The sequence below is a fragment of the Amycolatopsis ruanii genome (assembly GCF_003385175.1).
Taxonomy (GTDB): Bacteria; Actinomycetota; Actinomycetes; order Mycobacteriales; family Pseudonocardiaceae; genus Amycolatopsis_E; species Amycolatopsis_E thermalba.
In genome coordinates this window covers 73,585-89,916 of sequence record NZ_PQHY01000016.1, presented here as the reverse complement: position 1 = coordinate 89,916, position 16,332 = coordinate 73,585, and the positions used below count along the sequence as shown (strand labels likewise).

Annotated in this window: 19 protein-coding genes and 1 pseudogene; 12 read left to right on the top strand and 8 right to left on the bottom strand. The window is 70.8% G+C overall.

Going from position 1 to position 16,332, the window contains the following annotated elements; all coding sequences use genetic code 11:
• Nucleotides 1-112 precede the first annotated feature (112 nt).
• Nucleotides 113-346, top strand: coding sequence for a zinc-binding dehydrogenase (locus D0D28_RS37635; protein ID WP_429727776.1), 234 nt, complete (start codon nucleotides 113-115; stop codon nucleotides 344-346).
• Nucleotides 347-399: 53 nt separating this feature from the next.
• On the opposite strand, the gene D0D28_RS11735 is transcribed toward D0D28_RS37635, so the two are convergent.
• The 5 genes from D0D28_RS11735 to D0D28_RS11710 all read right to left on the bottom strand — a co-directional run bounded on the left by D0D28_RS11735 (nucleotide 400) and on the right by D0D28_RS11710 (nucleotide 4,411).
• Nucleotides 400-1,530 (bottom strand): FAD-dependent oxidoreductase, encoded by a 1,131-nt coding sequence (locus D0D28_RS11735; RefSeq protein WP_116110598.1) that lies wholly within the window; start codon nucleotides 1,528-1,530, stop codon nucleotides 400-402.
• A 64-nt stretch (nucleotides 1,531-1,594) separates the two neighbouring features.
• Nucleotides 1,595-2,032 (bottom strand): MarR family winged helix-turn-helix transcriptional regulator, encoded by a 438-nt coding sequence (locus tag D0D28_RS11730; protein ID WP_116110597.1) that lies wholly within the window; start codon nucleotides 2,030-2,032, stop codon nucleotides 1,595-1,597.
• 12 nt (nucleotides 2,033-2,044) lie between these two features.
• Complete coding sequence (locus tag D0D28_RS11725) at nucleotides 2,045-2,374, bottom strand: putative quinol monooxygenase (protein ID WP_094002550.1); 330 nt, start codon at nucleotides 2,372-2,374, stop codon at nucleotides 2,045-2,047.
• 508 nt (nucleotides 2,375-2,882) lie between these two features.
• Complete coding sequence (locus tag D0D28_RS11720) at nucleotides 2,883-3,233, bottom strand: hypothetical protein (protein ID WP_116110596.1); 351 nt, start codon at nucleotides 3,231-3,233, stop codon at nucleotides 2,883-2,885.
• A 545-nt stretch (nucleotides 3,234-3,778) separates the two neighbouring features.
• Entirely contained in the window at nucleotides 3,779-4,411 is a 633-nt protein-coding gene (locus D0D28_RS11710; RefSeq protein WP_240323176.1) for a hypothetical protein, read from the bottom strand.
• A gap of 172 nt (nucleotides 4,412-4,583) precedes the next feature.
• Here D0D28_RS11710 and D0D28_RS11705 point away from each other — a divergent pair, with 172 nt between their 5' ends.
• From D0D28_RS11705 to D0D28_RS11680, 5 genes are all read left to right on the top strand, one after another.
• Nucleotides 4,584-5,525, top strand: coding sequence for an acyl-ACP desaturase (locus tag D0D28_RS11705; RefSeq protein WP_116110595.1), 942 nt, complete (start codon nucleotides 4,584-4,586; stop codon nucleotides 5,523-5,525).
• A gap of 108 nt (nucleotides 5,526-5,633) precedes the next feature.
• Nucleotides 5,634-6,500 carry a helix-turn-helix domain-containing protein gene (locus tag D0D28_RS11700; protein ID WP_116110594.1) on the top strand — a complete coding sequence of 289 codons (867 nt, stop codon included), beginning with the start codon at nucleotides 5,634-5,636 and terminating at the stop codon, nucleotides 6,498-6,500.
• A gap of 871 nt (nucleotides 6,501-7,371) precedes the next feature.
• Nucleotides 7,372-7,896 (top strand): hypothetical protein, encoded by a 525-nt coding sequence (locus tag D0D28_RS11690; RefSeq protein ID WP_233156960.1) that lies wholly within the window; start codon nucleotides 7,372-7,374, stop codon nucleotides 7,894-7,896.
• A 257-nt stretch (nucleotides 7,897-8,153) separates the two neighbouring features.
• On the top strand, nucleotides 8,154-8,570 hold the full coding sequence (locus D0D28_RS11685) for a TetR/AcrR family transcriptional regulator (RefSeq protein ID WP_116110593.1): 417 nt from the start codon (nucleotides 8,154-8,156) through the stop codon (nucleotides 8,568-8,570).
• Nucleotides 8,567-9,898, top strand: a complete 1,332-nt coding sequence (locus D0D28_RS11680) for an MFS transporter (RefSeq protein ID WP_116110592.1) — start codon at nucleotides 8,567-8,569, stop codon at nucleotides 9,896-9,898. Before D0D28_RS11685 ends, D0D28_RS11680 begins: the two co-directional genes overlap by 4 nt.
• A gap of 98 nt (nucleotides 9,899-9,996) precedes the next feature.
• On the opposite strand, the gene D0D28_RS11675 is transcribed toward D0D28_RS11680, so the two are convergent.
• A complete protein-coding gene (locus D0D28_RS11675; protein WP_116110591.1) occupies nucleotides 9,997-10,773 on the bottom strand; it encodes an SDR family oxidoreductase in 777 nt (258 codons plus the stop codon).
• A gap of 587 nt (nucleotides 10,774-11,360) precedes the next feature.
• On the opposite strand from D0D28_RS11675, the gene D0D28_RS11670 reads away from it, so the two are divergent.
• From D0D28_RS11670 to D0D28_RS36145, 6 genes and pseudogenes are all read left to right on the top strand, one after another.
• Nucleotides 11,361-12,194, top strand: coding sequence for an SDR family NAD(P)-dependent oxidoreductase (locus D0D28_RS11670; RefSeq protein WP_116110590.1), 834 nt, complete (start codon nucleotides 11,361-11,363; stop codon nucleotides 12,192-12,194).
• Nucleotides 12,195-12,299: 105 nt separating this feature from the next.
• Nucleotides 12,300-12,647 (top strand): annotated as a pseudogene (locus D0D28_RS37630) (serine hydrolase domain-containing protein); the annotation flags it as partial.
• Nucleotides 12,648-12,744: 97 nt separating this feature from the next.
• Nucleotides 12,745-13,215, top strand: coding sequence for a serine hydrolase (locus D0D28_RS37625; RefSeq protein WP_429728401.1), 471 nt, complete (start codon nucleotides 12,745-12,747; stop codon nucleotides 13,213-13,215).
• Nucleotides 13,216-13,413: 198 nt separating this feature from the next.
• Complete coding sequence (locus D0D28_RS11660; protein ID WP_116110589.1) at nucleotides 13,414-13,821, top strand: RidA family protein; 408 nt, start codon at nucleotides 13,414-13,416, stop codon at nucleotides 13,819-13,821.
• Nucleotides 13,822-13,939: 118 nt separating this feature from the next.
• On the top strand, nucleotides 13,940-14,773 hold the full coding sequence (locus tag D0D28_RS11655; RefSeq protein ID WP_205413235.1) for a phosphotransferase family protein: 834 nt from the start codon (nucleotides 13,940-13,942) through the stop codon (nucleotides 14,771-14,773).
• A 108-nt stretch (nucleotides 14,774-14,881) separates the two neighbouring features.
• Nucleotides 14,882-15,004, top strand: coding sequence for a toxin-antitoxin system, antitoxin component, PHD family protein (locus tag D0D28_RS36145; protein WP_198958067.1), 123 nt, complete (start codon nucleotides 14,882-14,884; stop codon nucleotides 15,002-15,004).
• Between the two features lie 379 nt (nucleotides 15,005-15,383).
• On the opposite strand, the gene D0D28_RS11645 is transcribed toward D0D28_RS36145, so the two are convergent.
• Nucleotides 15,384-15,890, bottom strand: coding sequence for a hypothetical protein (locus D0D28_RS11645; protein WP_198958068.1), 507 nt, complete (start codon nucleotides 15,888-15,890; stop codon nucleotides 15,384-15,386).
• A 92-nt stretch (nucleotides 15,891-15,982) separates the two neighbouring features.
• Nucleotides 15,983-16,216, bottom strand: a complete 234-nt coding sequence (locus tag D0D28_RS11640) for a hypothetical protein (RefSeq protein WP_094002559.1) — start codon at nucleotides 16,214-16,216, stop codon at nucleotides 15,983-15,985.
• Between the last annotated feature and the right edge of the window lie 116 nt (nucleotides 16,217-16,332).

The following is a 16,332-nucleotide window of genomic DNA, read 5'->3' as shown; positions in this document are numbered from 1 at the left end:
CCGCAGCCGCTTCCGTTCGTACCCGGCTGGGGCATCAGCGGTGTCGTCGAAGAGACCAGGACGTACCGGTTGCGGCCCGGTGACGAGGTGTTCGGCATGCCGCTGTTCCCCCGTGTGGCTGAACGCGTACGCGGAATTCGTGGCGGCCCCGGCGTTGCACCTGGTGCGCAAGCCGGCTTCGTTGTCGCATGTGGAGGCTGCGGCGCTGCCGGTCGTCGGGCTGACGGCGTGGCAGGGCGAGCTCCGGGTCCACGTGCAGGAGGTGTTCCCCTTCGACCGGATCGCAGACGCGCACCGCCTGCTCGACGCCGGCCACCTGCAGGGCAAGCTCGTCCTCACCGTCTGACGCCGCGGGCGGCGTTCGAAGCTCCGCCCCGTGATCGTGGGGGCTCCGGCGTTTCAGTCGCCGTTCTCCGTGAAGAGCTTGATCAGGCCCGCGGCCGCGTCGTCGCCGTCGAGGTCGTGGAGTTCCGCGCCGATGGAGCCGAACTCCACGCTGCGCGGGAACATGGCTTCCTCGTACTGCGTGAGGGCGGTTTCGATGTCGCCGGGGTGGGCGGCGATGGCCTTGCCGAGTTCGGCGCCGTCGTACATGGCGCTGTTGGCGCCTTCGCCGTTCGGCGTCAGGAGGTGCGCGGCGTCGCCGAGCAGGGTCACCCCGGGCACCCGCTCCCACTTGTGCCCGAGCGGCAGGGTGAAGATGGGACGCAGCAGCGGTGCGACGTCGCCGTCGGTGATCAGTGCGGTGAGCTCGGGTGCCCACCCGTCGAACTCCTGCGCGATCCGTGCGGCCGCGGCCGCGCCGTCGGCGAAGTCGATGGCCGCGAACCACTCCAGCGGTTCGCGGAGTACGACGTAGGTGTGGATGGTCTCGCCCTTTTCCCGGTGGGCCTGGATCCCCTTGCCGCCCGTCGCGGGTGCGGCCATGGAGCCGCTGCCGACGGCTCGCGCGGCAGCCGGGTGCCGGGTGTCGACGTCGAACAGGTAGGTCTCCACATAGGACATCCCGGTGTACTCGGGTGTGGCATCGGAGAGCAACGGCCGCACCCGTGACCACGCGCCGTCCGCTCCGACGAGCAGGCTCGTGGTGATGGTGCCGCCGTCGGCGAAGGTCACCTCGTGGTGCCCGTCGCCCAGGGAGCGGGTGCCGACGGCCTTTCGGCCCCACTGCACGGTGTCGCCGGGGAGTGAGTCGAGCAGGATCCGGCGCAGGTCGCCGCGCTGCACTTCGGGTCGTCCGCCGGTGCCGTCGTCGGGCTTGTCGAGCAGGACGGTCCCGTCGGAGGCGAGGATCCGCATGGCCTGGCGGCCGTGGAGGACGATGCCGCGGAACTCGTCCATCAGGCCGGCCGCTTCGATGGCGAGCTGCCCGTTGTAGTCGTGGATGTCGAGCATCCCGCCCTGCGTGCGGGCCGTCGGCGCGGGCTCGGCTTCGTAGACCGTGGCCGGGATTCCGTGGAGGTGCAGGACACGGGCGAGCGTGAGGCCGCCGAGTCCCGCCCCGATGATCGTGACGTGAGGGGTGTTCATAATGGTCTTCTTCCGGGCAGGTCCAGGCCGGCGCGGCGCGGACGTGGGGTGGCGGGGCGGTGGGTCAGGACGGGTCCGGCTGCGGCAGATCCGCGGCGATCTTCGTGAGGAGGGCCTGCAGGGTGGCGCGCTCCGCCTGGTCCAGCGGGGCCAGGATCGACTCCTCGACGCCGGTCATCGCGGTCTCGAACCCGGCGATCAGTTCGCTTCCCGCCGGTGTCGCGTAGACGCGTTTGCTGCGCTCGTTGCCGGGCTCGATGCGCCGCTCGACGAAACCGCGGCGCTCGAGCCCCTGCAGGAGGCTGGTCACGCTCGCCGCGCTGGTGCGGCTCATCCGGGCGATGTCCCGCTGGATCGCCCCGGGGTTGCGGACCAGGTAGACGAGCGCGGCGCTCTGCTCGTGGGTGAGCCCGCGCTCCCGGATCCAGTCCTCGCCGCTTTTCCGCTGCGCCCAGACGATCCAGCGCATCAGATCGAGGCTGCCGGTCGGTGTCGTCTCCATGCTTCGACCTTCTCAGCTGGAGGAGACGATGTGCACCGGCGTCCGGACGCCCCATTCCTCGGCGCCGTCGGCGACGAGGTCGGCGATCCGCTGGTGCCCTTCGTCGAACTGCCCTTCCTGGAGCGCGGCGCTCGAGTAGTGGCGGTCGAACGACGCGTCGTCCCGGTAGAACTCGAAGGCCCACATGACGTCGGGATCTTCGTCCGAGCGGGCGAGGACCCACTCGACCGGGCCGTCCGGGTCGCCGTTGAAGTGTTGCTCGTGGCAGGCCTGGAACAGTTCGTCCCCCATTCCGGGCTTCGCCTTGACCTTCAACACCATTCCCGGCTGCTTCGCATGCATCTCGTGCTCCTTTCTCGGGTGCTCGCCCTGTCGACTAACACTTAGCACTCTAAACGTTAGAGTTCTAAGTGTCAAGGAGATGCAGGTGAGGTCCGCGCCGAGGACGGGCTTTACGCGCGAGCCTCGCCAGAAGCCGCCTCGCGCCGCTGGAGCGGCTTGTCGGTGGTGGACCAGCGGCGGCGGGGGTGCCCAGGGATGGCTGCGGCAGTAGTTCGTCTCGCGCCCGTTGGCTCCGATGACGCCGACCGGCACCCTCCGGCTCGAGGACTGCCCCGCTTGCGACCCGCGACAACGGTCCGTCGCTGGTCAGACCCTGCCGGGTCACGCCGATCACCCGGCGGCGCAGCCCAAGCCGGTGTATGCGCAGAACGCGAGCCGGATGGCCTCGCCCTGCCCGATGGATGAGCCGCTTCTTCTTGCCGGGATCCTTCGAGTTGTGGCTCGCCTCCGGCACGGTGACGACGAAGTCGAACCCGTCGATGACCACAGCCGGTTCGCCGCCGCGCAGCTAGAACGGCTCGGCCCCGGCATCGTCCTGGTCGATGCCGGTTCGCGCTTGCCGGATCGGCGCCGGTTCGCGATGCACCGGATACGGCCGGAACGTCACCGAGGCCACTCCCTCCAGCTCGTCCGCAAGCCGCCGCCTCAGCTCCTCGCCCGCCTGGTTGAAGCGGATCGCCTCCGCGCGGTCGTCGAACCCGGAATCGACGGGGTTCGCCGAGTCGTACTGCTGCTCGTACCACGCCGCCCACCGTTCGAGGTCAGTGCGCAGCAAGCTGCTGATCGGCAATGCGGCCGGCGGCACATTCGCCACGCCGTCTTGGCGCTCCTCCCACACCGGCCAGCAGCCGAACCCCACGCCAACCCTGAGTCTGTGCACGGCTCGAAGCCTAGGTCATGGTCCGCTCGCCGATGGGCGGTTGGGACGGGCGTGCTTCGCAGCGCGGCTGGGTCCGCCGGGGCGCAGCGGGGCAGCAGGGCGGCCGGGCAGGTCGGCGGCGGGGTGGTTCATTGGCGGGCGTTGCGGCCCAAGGTGGCGTAGACGGGCGCCCCTCCGGTGTCAGCTCGAGCAGCGCTGCCAGCCGGCGACGAGCTGCGGGCCTGCTGCGCAGCGCCTACCCCGACCTCCGTGATCGATGGCAACAAGCGGCTGAGCTGGATGGCCGCCTTCGTGTTCTACGGGCTGACCGGTCTCGTCTCGACGCGCCCGCGGATGAGGCATACGACCTCGTCATCGGGGTTTCCACCGGCGCGGTCCCGTATGCGGAGGCCGCCGCGCGGCCGGCCCGATGGACTCGGCCCAGCCTCGCTCCACCGCGTGGTCCTGCTGACTTCCGCTCCGGTACCTCAGTGTGCTTCGCGGACTCGGATCCGGGAGTCCAGCCCGACCGGCGTCGAGTCGGGCTAGACGTTCGTCGGGCAGGGGCCGGTCGCCGGGGTGAGCGGGGCCGGCTCGTAGGCCTGCACCGGTGTCGTGCAGCCGGTGGGCACCAGGTGGTCGTCCTGCTGCACGTAGGTCACCCAGTACAGCGGCGCGAGCGCGAAGCTGGGCTCGTACGTGCTCTGCCGCACCGCGGCGTCCGGCAGGCCGTCGGCGTTGAGGTCGCGCACGTCGGCCGAGACGCCCTCCACCGCGGTGTCCACCGTGATCTTCGTATCGACCCGCAGCGTCGCGACGGCGGCGGAGTGCGCGCCGTACTCGAACGCGACCGAACAACGCGCCGCGCCGCAGAGCCCGGCCGTAACCCGCTCGTAGGGTTGCCCGTCGCTGCCGCGGACCTGTGCCGTGTCGACCAGGCTTGCGCCGTCCCAGTACGCCAGCACGTTGCCGCCGGCTCCGTGCAGCCCGTCGAGCCGGTGCCCGCCGGGCAGCGCAGCGGAGAACGTGGTTTCGCAGCCCTGTTCGCAACCCGGCACGACCGGCGGCGGCCCGTCGGCCTGCGGCGCTCCGCTCGTCGTGATCGCGGCGGCCGACGGGACCGCCAGCGTCACGACGCTCAGCAAGGCCAGCAGACAGTCGCGAAACCCCCTCTTCATGTCCTCCATTGTGACCCGTTCCGGCTCCGGACGGGCGGTGCCGTCGCCGGGTGTGATGTGGCACCGGGGGCGCTCGGCGGGAACCCGTCGAGGCGCTCGCGCGTTGTCAGTACCTACGGGACCGTAACCTACGGCCTCGTAGGTTCCTGGCCGCCACCCGAAGGACGTGCGCATGACGCTTCCCGACACCACCCGCCTGATGTACGAGCTGGAAGGGACGGTCGAAGAGAACCTCAACCGCCATCTCACCGCGGCCCAGGACTGGATGCCGCACGAGTTCGTGCCGTGGAGCGAGGGCCGGAACTTCGCGGATCTGGGTGGCGAGGCGTGGGACCCGGCGCAGTCGCGGGTGTCGCCGGTGGCGCGGACGGCGCTGGAGGTCAACCTGCTGACCGAGGACAACCTGCCCAGCTACCACCGGGAGATCGAGCGCGCGTTCGGCCGGGACGGGGCGTGGGGGACCTGGGTGCACCGGTGGACCGCGGAGGAGGGCAGGCACGGCATCTGCATCCGCGACTACCTGCTGGTGACCCGCGCGGTCGACCCGGTCGAGCTGGAGCGGATGCGCATGGAGACCATGCAGGCCGGCTACGACAGCGGGGACAAGCCGTTGTTGCGGGTGTGCGCCTACGTGTCGTTCCAGGAACTCGCGACGCGGCTGTCGCACCGCAACACCGGGCGCTACACCCAGGACCCGCTGGCGGAGAAACTGCTGGCCAGGGTGTCCACGGACGAGAACCTGCACATGGTGTTCTACCGCAACCTGGTGAAGGCGGCGCTGGAGATCTCCCCGGACGCGATGATGCGGGCCATCACCGACGAGGTCCTCGACTTCGCGATGCCGGGCGCGGTCATCCCGAGCTTCGCGCGCAAGGCCGCGTTGATCGCCAAGGCCGGGATCTACGACCTGCGCATCCACCACGACGACGTCGTGATGCCGCTGCTGCGGTACTGGAAGGTCTTCGAGCTGGAAGGCCTGGGTCAGGCCGGTGAGACCGCGCGCGACGAACTCGCCGCATTCCTCACTGGACTCGACGCGCAGGCCTCGCGGTTCGAGGACCGCCGAGCGGCCGCGCTCGCCCGCGACGCCGCGCGTGATCGCCCGCTCGCGTGACTCCCGGCCCGGCGTCCAGCACGGCCCCCCGTGACGGGGGGACAAGATGGGCCACCTTCACCGCGCGCCGGGTGGCCACCGGTGGGCACAATCGGGTCCATGAGCGGCATGAAGAGCGGTGAGCTGGCGCAGTTCCTGCGAACCTGCCGGTCCCGGGTCAGCCCCGAGGAGCGGGGCCTGGACGGCTCGGCCCGGCGGCGGGTGCCGGGGTTGCGGCGCGAGGAGCTGGCGCAGCTGGCCGGTGTGAGCGTGGACTACTACACCCGCCTCGAGCAGGGCCGCAGCCGCAGCGCCTCGGCCGAGGTGCTGGACGCCCTGGCGACCGCGTTGCGGCTGACCGACGCCGAGCGCCAGCACCTGATGGACCTGGGCCGCCCCGAACCCGCGGTGCGCAAGCGGCGCGCGCGGCCGCAGCGGGTGGATCCGGCGACGCTGCGCCTGGTGGAGATGTTGGACGAGGTGCACTCACCGGCGTTCGTGCTGGGGCGGCGCCTGGACGTGCTCGCGCACAACCGGCTCGCGGGCGCCCTCATCACCGACTTCCGGGCGCTGCCCGCCGCCGACCGGAACCAGGCGCGGTTCGTGTTCTTCGACCCGCACGCCCGTGAGCTGTACCAGGACTGGGAGGCCGTCGCCGCCGACACCGTCGCCATGTTGCGCCTGGACGCCGGCCGCTACCCGGACGACCCGCAGCTGTCGGCGTTGATCGGTGAGCTGTCCATCCACTCCGAACAGTTCCGGAAATGGTGGTCGGACCACAAGGTGCACCGGCGCACCACCGGCTCCAAGGGCTACCACCACCCGCTGGTCGGCGACCTGACCGTGCAATACCAGGCGCTGCACCCGGCGGGCGACCCGGACCAGATCCTGTTCGTCTACACCACCGAACCGGGCTCGGCGTCGGAAAACTCGATGCGCCTGCTGGCCAACTGGCACAGCACGGAGAACCAGGACCGCGAGCTGCCGGTGCGCTGATGCGCCCCGGATCTCGCTTGGCTGGGGGCATGAACCGAGACACCATGGCCCTCACCGGCGCCAGTGGCATCGGGCGGGCCGCTACCTCGCGGCGGCTCTGCTCACGAATGGCTGACACCGGCGTTGCTGGCCGCAGGCGGGCGGGTCGTGCACGTCGCGCCGCCCCCCACCTGTCGGCCTCGCGGGACGTGACCATTGGGCAGTAGCTTGAGGGCGGGGTGGCGCTGGCCCTGGGCCTGCTGGGGCTGAGGGGCTGAAGGGGACCAGGGACACCGAGGCGCTCCTGGTGCTCATCGCCGTCGCGGCGGCGGGCGCCCAGCTTGCCGCTGTTCACCGAGATCGGGCCGTCGGAGGCGCTGGCCCCGGCCGGGCGGGGCGTCGCGGTCGCGGTGGTCGTCCTGCTGGTGCGCCTGGCGTTCGTGTTCACCACGCCCTGCCTGCTGCGGCTGGTGGACCGGCGCCCGCGCCAGCGGGAGCTGCGGTCGCCGGCCCGTGTGCGCGTGGTGCTGGGCTGGGCGGGGATGTGCGGTGGCGCTGGCCGTGGCTCTGTCGCCGGCGACGTCCCAGGTCGTGAGCCACTCGGCGAGCGAGCCAGCGTGCACGTTCTCGTGCAGGTGCCCGGTGCAGCTCGCCGAGGAGCGCCGGGAAGCTGCTGCGGGAGCACCACCAGCTCACGCCCCAGGACGACCGGGCCTGCATATGTGGTCCACAAACCGGCGCCGCGGCTGCTTGTGGGGCAGTGCGATGTGGTCCAACCGGACAGTGCAGTGTGGTGGTCCAGGTGGGTCGGTTGACGGTGGTGGAGCCGGTTTGCGGGCGGGTGTTCGGACAACGGTTTTGGCCCAGCCCTGGATGGTGCATATTGGCGTCGGTGCGCGCCGTCTCGGGTTGTTGGCGTGGTATCGCCCTGCTCAGCTGGTTCGACGGAGGAGACGCCACCATGAGATCCGGTGCCCCGAACAGCTCCTACGGCGGCTACCTGGGCCATCCGAGGGACATGCCCGGGCTGATGAGGGGGGCGCGGGTACTCCTGTTCGTCATGGGTGGCGTGCAGCTCACCGTCGGTGCGCTGGTCGCCAGCTTCTCGGCCGGCATCATCGCTGGCAACGGCGGCAGCATCGCCGATGCCGTCGCCCTCGTCAGTGTGCTGCTGGGCCTGGGGGCGCTGTCGATCGTCCTGGGGACGAAGTTCGCCACCGGCGGCAGAGGTGTCCGGGTCACCACGATCGTGTACGCATCGCTGATGATCGTGGCCTGCCTGGGCATCCTGGGCCTCGGGGACGGCTTCGGCCTCATCTTCGCGGGCGGGCCGGTCATCGGGCTCGCCTGTGGCGGCATCATCCTGGCGTTGATGGTCACCGCACAGGCCGGCGCCTGGTTCAACCGCCCACGGTAGGCAACCGAGCAGCACGGTACCCACACACGCGCGAGGGTCCCCTTCACCACAGCGGAGCACGGGGCTGCGCGCTCGGCGAGCGCGGCCACCGACACAGGACGGCTGGTGCGGGCATGGGCTGCACGGCCCGATGCTCGCCGCCGCCCTGCGTCATCTCGCGCCGGTCGGGCGGTTGTGACGCCGCTTCTCGTCGCTTCCGAAATTTCCACCACCGCCTCCGGGGTTGTTAGTAGTCGGCCGAGCAACGGCGCGAACAGCTGCTGGAGCTGGCCGCCGAGGAGTTCGCCGCGGCTGGGCTGCACGGCGCGTCGATGGAGACGCTCGCCCGTCGCGCGGGGATCTCGCAAGCCTGCGTGTTCCGGTTGTTCGGCACCAAGAAAGCGCTGTTCCTGCAGGTGGTGCGGCGCGCGTTCACGCGGCTCATCGAAGGTATGGACCGCGCCGCGGAGCACACGTCCGGGACGGGCTCGGTCAAGGTCATGGGCGGGTACTACGACAGCGTTCTCGCCGACCGCACTGGGCTGCTGGTGCAGCTGCAGGCCTTCGCCGCCTGCGCCGACCACGAGGTCCGCGAGGTGGTGCGCGAGCACATGGCCAGGATGTGGGCCCGTGGCATCCGCACCCGCATCAACGCGGGGCTGTTCGAGCACCTGACCGAGGAGAACAACCAGTGAGTGCTTCCTCGACGCCTGCGACCGGCCAGGCCGAGGGTGCCGCTCGCGGCGGCACCCTCCTGGTGGCGGCGCTGGTGTTCATCGCGTTGGTGGTCGCGGCGATCGGCAGCCTGGGCGCACCGCTGATCACGTCCGTGGCCGAGGAGTACGACGTGTCGCTGTCCACCGCGCAATGGACGTTGGCCATCACGCTGCTGACCGGTGCCGTGGCCACCCCCCTGCTCGGCCGCCTCGGCTCCGCCCACCGGCGGCGGAAGGTCGTCCTGGCCACGCTCGCCGTCGTGGCGCTGGGCAGCGTGGCCACCGTGGTGCCCGCGCCGTTCGCGGTGATCTTGGCAGGCCGTGCCGCGCAGGGCGTAGGTCTGGGCCTGACCGCGCTGATGATGGCCACCGCCCGCCAGCACCTCGGCGACCGAGCCGTGAGCACGATCGCGATGCTGTCGGTGGCCTCCACCGTCGGCGTCGGCTACCCGATCGCGAGCCTGCCGGCCCAGGTCGGCGGCGTGCGCGTGGCCCACCTGCTCGGCGTGGTGGTCGCCGTGGCCGCGCTGATCACCGCCGTGGTCGCCGTCCCGCGGGACACCGGAGCCGCGCCGGCGAAGGAACCGGTGGACTGGCTGGGCGCGTCCCTGCTCTCCGCCGGCCTGGTGGCGGTGCTGCTGGTGACCAGCCAGTCGAGCCGGTGGTCGAGCGACCCGCTCCCGGTCGTGCTGATCCTGCTCGCCGGCGCCGTGGCGCTGGCGGCCTGGGTCCTCGTCGAGCGGAAGGCGGCGCGCCCGCTGGTGGACCTGACCGCGCTGCGGCATCCGGCGGTGGCGGGCGCCAACGTGGTCATGTTCGTCTCCGGTATCGCCATGTACCTGCTCTTCACCCTGGTCACCCGCTTCGTGCAGACCCCCTCGCAGGCCGGCTACGGGTACGGGCTCACCGAGGTCGAGGCGGGTCTGGTGCTGGTCCCGTTCTCGGTGCTGGGTTTCGTCGCCGGCCGCGTGACGCCGAAGATGCGGGAGAAGGTCAGCCCGTTCGGCCTGCTGACCGCGAACGGTTTCGTGATCGCCCTCGCGTGCGTGCTGTTCGCCGGCGTCCGCGGACTGGGTGTGGTGTGGCCGATCGTGGTCATGGGCGTGCTGGGCTTCGGCGTCGGCGGCTTCTCCCTCGGCAGCGCGGTCAGCGGCCTGATCCTCGCCGCGCACACCGCCGCCGGCAGCTTCGCCCCCACCGACTCCGGCTATTCCACCGCAGCTTGGACGGCCGGGGTGCTGGCGCTGGTCACCATCGTGCCGGCGGCGGGGATGAACGCCTCCCGGCGCAGGCGGCACCAGTCGTGACGAGGCGACCAGCGGCCGATGACCAGCCTGGCGAGTAACGACAGCAGCGGCTGCTCGGCGCGCCGTCCGGTTAGGACGGACGGCGCGCTCCGAGCCGCTCAGACCGGCTGGGCGGTCGGCAGGATGGTGATCTCGCTGAGGTTGACGTGCCGGGGCGCCGCGGCGATGAACGCAACAGTCTCGGCCACGTCGGCCGGGCTCAGGCACTCGATGTCGCGCAGCAGGTCCGCCATCAGCGTGCTGGCATCCGGGTCGGTGACGTGGTCGGGCAGTTCGGTGTCGACCATGCCCGGCTCGATCGCCGACACCCGCACCATCTTCCGGCCCAGCTCGACGCGCGCGAGCCTGCTGAAGTGGCTGAGGTAGGCCTTCGTGCCGGAGTAGACGGAGAACTTCTCCAGGATCCGGGTTGCGGCGATCGAGGAGGTGGTGATCAGGTCCGCGGGCCCGCCCGCGTCCGCGGCGGCGACCAGGTGCGGCACGAACGCGGCGAGGACGTTCATCACCCCGGTGATGTTGAGGTCGATCTGGCGCTGCCAGTCGTCGACCTTCAGGTCCTCGATGGGGGAGATCAGCTGCACGCCGGCGTTGTTGACGACCAGGTCGGCCCGGCCCAGCTGATCGGTCACCTGCGTGGCCGCCGCGGTGACGGCGTCGCGGTCGGTGACGTCCAGCGGGACGGCGAGCGCGGTGCCGCCGGCGACGGTGATCCGGGCGACCAGGTCGCCGAGGTTGTCCTTGCGGCGCGCGGCGACCGCGACCTTCGCCCCGAGCGCGGCGAGCCGTTCCGCGGTGGCCGCGCCGATCCCGCTGCTGGCGCCGGTGACGACGGCGACCCGGCCGGCGAGCGGGGTTCCGGTGATGACCTGCGACATGACGATTGTTCCTTTCCGGTTGCGGGTTTTCGTCCCGATGCCTTCACACAACCAGTCCGGGGGCCGGAAATGGGGCCACAACAGCGCCTCTGTTGTCGGGGGACAGGATGATCCCCCCAGCCGCGCCGGGTGAAGCGCACCGGCAGCGACAGCGGGCCGCGCCTGATCCCGCCGGGGATCCAGGCGAGCGGGGCGCCCAGGCGGTAGTGGATCGCCATGGACTGCCCTCCGGGCGCGCCGATACCGCGCGCCACCAGGCCGACGACGACATCCAGGCCTGGCCGGCCGCCGCGGACTGATCACGCCACGCACCAGGGCCGCTTCCGACGCTGATCCCGGTTCGGCGGTCTGGACCAGCAGGACCCGGCCGGGACGAGCGCGCGGTCAGCAGGTTCCGGGCTGCCGACGGCGCGCGCTGACGGGTGGTCATCCAGCCAGGGTGCCCCGCGGCGCGGACCACGGGCGGCGGTTGGGTGGCCCATTCCGTCCCAGGATGAGCGAGGCCCTGTTCGGCGCCCTTTTCGCCGCTCCCCGTTGGTTGAGTGGTGGCACAGGCACAACGCCGAAGCGAAAGGAGACACGAGGAAATGGCTACTTGGCTGATCACCGGCGCATCGCGCGGCCTCGGCGCGGAGATCGCCCGCGCGGCGCTGGCCGGCGGGGACACGGTGGCGGTCGCGGTCCGCAACCCGGACCGGCTCCCGGACGACCTCAAGACCGGCGGCCGCGTGTTCCCGGTCGCGCTGGACGTCACCGACACCGCCGCGATCGCCCCCGCGGTGGAGTCCGTGGTCGACCGGTTCGGCGGCATCGACGTGCTGGTCAACAACGCCGGCCGCGGTCTGCTGGGCGCGCTGGAGGAGATCAGCGACGCCGAGGCGCGGTCGCTGTTCGACCTCAACGTGTTCGGGCTGATCAACGTCACCCGCGCGGTGCTGCCCTACATGCGTGAAGCGGGTGGCGGGAAGTTGGTCCACATCGGATCCCGGTCGGGTTTCGAGGGTGAGCCCGGGGTGAGCGTGTACAGCGCGTCGAAGTTCGCGGTGGCCGGCATCAGCGAGGCGCTGTCGGTGGAGCTGGCGCCGTTCGGGATCCAGAGCATGGTCGTCGAACCGGGCGTGTTCCGCACCGACTTCCTCGACGCCAGCTCACTGTCCCTGCCGGACAACCGGATCGCCGCCTACGACGGCACCCCGGCACACACGACGCTGGACTGGGTCGGCGAGGCCAACCACACCCAGCTGGGCGACCCGGTCCAGGGCGCGGCGCTGATCTGCGAGGTCACCGGCCAGGAGAAGCTGCCCACCCACCTGCTGCTCGGCCGGGACGCGCTCGACCGCTGGCAGGTGAAGGTCGACCGGATCGCCGAGGACACCGAGCCCTGGCGGGAGAAGTCCATCGCGACCGCCCACCAGGACTGAGGTGGACCGTCCCGATCGCGGCCCCGCGGATTCGTCCGGAACGACCGATCCGCGGGGCCGCGTTCGTGCGCGCGAACGAACTTCTCCGCCACCGGCGCCGCTACCGTGACCCGATGGCGAACCTGGACGAGATCACCGGCTGGCTCGGACGCGATCCTGGCCGAGGCGCGTGAGGTGCCCGGTGCGCCCGCCGTGGGCGGCGAGGTCGCCGACGCGGGCGCCGGGGTGCTGAACCGGGCGACCGGGGTCGAGGCCACCCCGGACTCGGTGTTCCAGATCGGGTCCATCACCAAGGTCTGGACCACCACGCTCGCCATGCAGCTGTCCGAGGAGGGCGCGCTCGACCTGGACACGCCGGTGCGCCGGTACCTGCCGGAGTTCCGGGTGCCGGACTCCAGCGCCGCCGCCGCGATCACCGTCCGCCAGCTGATGTGCCACACGTCCGGCTTCGAGGGCGACCTGTTCACCGACACCGGCCGCGGCGACGACTGCGTCGAGAGGTACGTCGCGACCCTGGGCGGGGACCGACCAGCTGTTCCCGCCGGGGGAGATGTTCTCCTGCAACAACGCGGCCTTCGTCGTGCTCGGCCGGATCGTCGAGGTGCTGCGCGGCAAGCCCTACGACCAGTGCCTGCACGACCACCCGGCCACCCCGCTCGGCCTCACGCACTTCGCGACGAACGCCGACGAGGCGATCGCGCCGCGGTCGGGCATCTGCCGGGCGGGCAGCCTGCCCCGGTGTGGTCGCTGGCCCGCTCCAACGCGCCGGCCGGCTCGGCGCCGGCGATGCGGCCACGGGACCTGCTGGCCTTCGCCCGCCTGCACCTCTCCGGCGCACCGCCCCGGATGGGACGGCGCTGCTCAGCCCGGGCAGAGTGAAGGCCATGCAGGAGCGGCAGGTCCTCCTGCCGCCGCTCGGGCTGATGGGCACCGCCTGGGGGCTCGGCGCACCTACTCCAGCGAGGTCGCCGACCTCACGGTGACCCAGGACGACGACGGCGGCCTCTGGCCAGCTGGGTGAGGCCGAGCGGACCGAGCTGGTCCGCCTGGACGATGACGTCCTCATCCCGTGCACCTGATGACCGGCCTGCGCGCGATCGTGGAGGGCTACCCGCTCGTCGGCGAGGTCCGCGGGATGGGTTTGATGACCGGCGTGGAACTCGTCGTGCCTCGCCGACGACCGTTACCCCACCACTGTCGGACGAACTGAGGAGAACGCATGATCCGGCGCTGGAACCCGGACACCGTCGCCGCCCCCATCGGGATGTACAGCCACCTGGCCCAGGTGCCGTCCGGTCACGAGCTCGTGGTGATCTCCGGCCAGGTTGGCGCGCTGCCCGATGGCTCGCTCGCCGGTGCCGACGCCGAAGCCCAGACCGAGGCGGTGTTCGCCAACCTGGAGCGGCTCCTCGCGGCGGCGGGCGCGCAGCCGGAGCACGTGGTGAAGCTGTTCAGCATGGTGGCCGGCGCCGAGCACCTGCCCGGCCTCCGCACGGTGGTGAAGCGGACCTTCACCCGCTGGTACCCGGACGGCGACTGGCCGGCGCAGTCGCTGATCGTGGCGGCCGCGCTGGCCCGGCCGGACCTCCTGGTGGAGGTCGAGGCCATGGCCGCGGTGCCGCGCTGAGGCCCGCCGAGTTCCCGGCGCTCCGCGACCAGGTGTGGCTGGACACGCCGGGGGCGGAGCCGGTGGTGACGGCGATGCGAGGTGCCCGACGCGTGGTCGTCGGGCGGGTTCGACTGGGGTGGCGCTGCTGGCGCAGGACGGTGGACGAATCTTCTGCAAGGGCATCGCCGAAGCCGGTGGCCGCCGGGGAGTGATGCACCGCCACGAGGCCGAGGTCAATCGGTGGTTGCCCTCGGCCATCGCGCCGCGGCTGCGGTGGAGTGTGGAGGTCGAGGACTGGCTGTTGCTGGGGTTCGAGCATGTGCCTGGTAGACACGCCGATCTTGCCCCCGGGGCGCCGGACCTGGCAAAGATCGTCCCCGTGCTCGGCATCCTCGGTGCGGAGCTGGCCGCGTGCCCGGTTCAGGCGCCGCTGGTGGCCGAGCAGTGGGCGAGACTGGCGGCCTGGCGCAGGCTGGCGAAGGACACTCCGCCCGATCTCGATCCGTGGGCGCGGGAACATCTCGACGAGCTGGTGGCGGAGGAAGCGCGCGCGATCGAGCTGGTCGCAGGCGACCACCGGGTGCATACCGACCTGCACTCGCTCAACATCCTCGTCGGCGAGGACGGTGCCCGGATCGTGGATTGGGCCTGGTCCCGGCGCGGCAACCCCGCCCTCGACACGGCGTTCCTCATTCCGCGGCTGATCGCCGCAGGCCACCACCCTGACGCGGCGGAATGCTGGGCCGAGGCGGTGCTGGCGTGGCGATCCACTCCGGCCGCCACGCGTAAGGCGTTCGCCATCGCCATTTGGGGCATCTGGCAACTGCTCGAGCGGGACCAATCGCTGCCACACCGCCCGGCACTCATCACTGCGGCGCGGGGCTGGGCATTACACCGCATCCACCAGCACAAGATTGGCAACGAGCAGGCTGACCAAGGTTGCCAGCCATGGTTGGTCAAGCACGATTGACCGTATGGTGCGGACGGTGGAGGTGCAGGAGGCCAAGACGCGGTTGTCCGCAATCTTGGCTGATGTCGAGGGGGTGAGGAGGTTGTCATCGCGCGGGGAGACGTCCCGGTGGCCCGGTTGGTCCCGATTCAGGAGCCGCCGGAACGGGAATTGGGCTTCGTGCCCTACCGTGTTCCGGAGTCGTTCTCCGAGCCGCTGCCCGACGACGAGCTCGCGGCGTGGGAGCCGTGACCCCGTGGCGGCTGGTTTTGAAGCGCATGTGCTGCTGGGGGCATTGAATCGTGTCCGCGACCGGGTCAGATTCCGTCAGCCCGAAACGGGGCGCCACGTGGATCGCGGCACCGCCCGTCGCGCCACCGCCAGCCGTCGTCTGGTCCAGTTCAACGGAGGCCAACCTTGAGCACCCGCGCGTCCAGCAACGGGTTTCCCGTCGGGGCAACGAGCAGGAGGAGCACGTTATGCGTGAGCGTGTGCGTCCTCGAACTGGCCACGAGCCCTCCGAAAGCTGATCGACTCGCTCTGACGTAGTGTGATGCATTCTCCGCGCTTTGGTTTTCGCTGTGCCAGGGGACTGGGGTCGGCACGTCTTGTATAGCTGTTGGGGACGTAGTTAGGTTGCAAGGCTCTTGCGACGTGCCCTCATCGAGTAGGTTCGTCCGGTGCTGTCTTCGCTGCTTCCCCAGCCGCCGCTGGTGGCGATATGCCAGCCTTTCTGCTGTCGCATTTGAGATGCGAAAGTTTCCAAGTCGCGGATTGTGCAGCCGCAGTCCAGCCAGAGGTTGATGCTGATGTAGGAGGCGGTTGGCTTCTGCTCGTGGGGGCTGACTGACCAGCGGACTTGGTGTTCGTGGTCGGTAAGCCCGGTTCGTGCTTCGTCGTGGATGATTCGAAAGGCCCGGGCGTACTGGTCAAGGTCGTCGATGGCGAAGAGGTGGCTCGACCATTCTCCCGGCCAGACCGCGAATAAGCGAGATGTACCGGTGAGTGCGCGGTGGTAGGTGTTGTCATCCCCGCCCCAGTGGACGCTGCCGTCTGCGAAGACTTCGATGTAGCACATCGTCTTGAGGGTGTAGGGAAAATCGGCCCCCATGGCTCCGGCGCTTCTCGGTTCTTGCATGGTGTCTCCCATTCGTCAGCTCGGATCAGGACTTATCGTGCCATTGGTCTTGAGGGTGCGGTCGGTGAGGTTGCGGCCAACGACGAGGCTGGTCACCGCGTGGCCGTAGTGTCGGGGACGGGCAGCCAAAGTGAGCCGCCGACCTGGCTGGCGGTGTCCGCCATGCCGCCCACGATGCTCACGTCGTCCTCGCGCAGGCGTATCGCCAGTCCGGCGAGGCGCCGTCCCCGGTGCCGCGCGCTTGACAAGCGGGTGGGAATCGTGAACCGCACCGACGCGGCCACCGAGTTGGCCAGCAAGGCCAAGGAGTCGTGGCGGTCGCTCATCCGAGGAGACAGTTGCCGACCTTCCCGGCATCCTGGATACGATGGCGGCCGACGTCGGAGTCCGTCGACCCCGGTGAGCTGGGGCGTGGATCGGGTCGCCGGACAGCGCCCGCGTC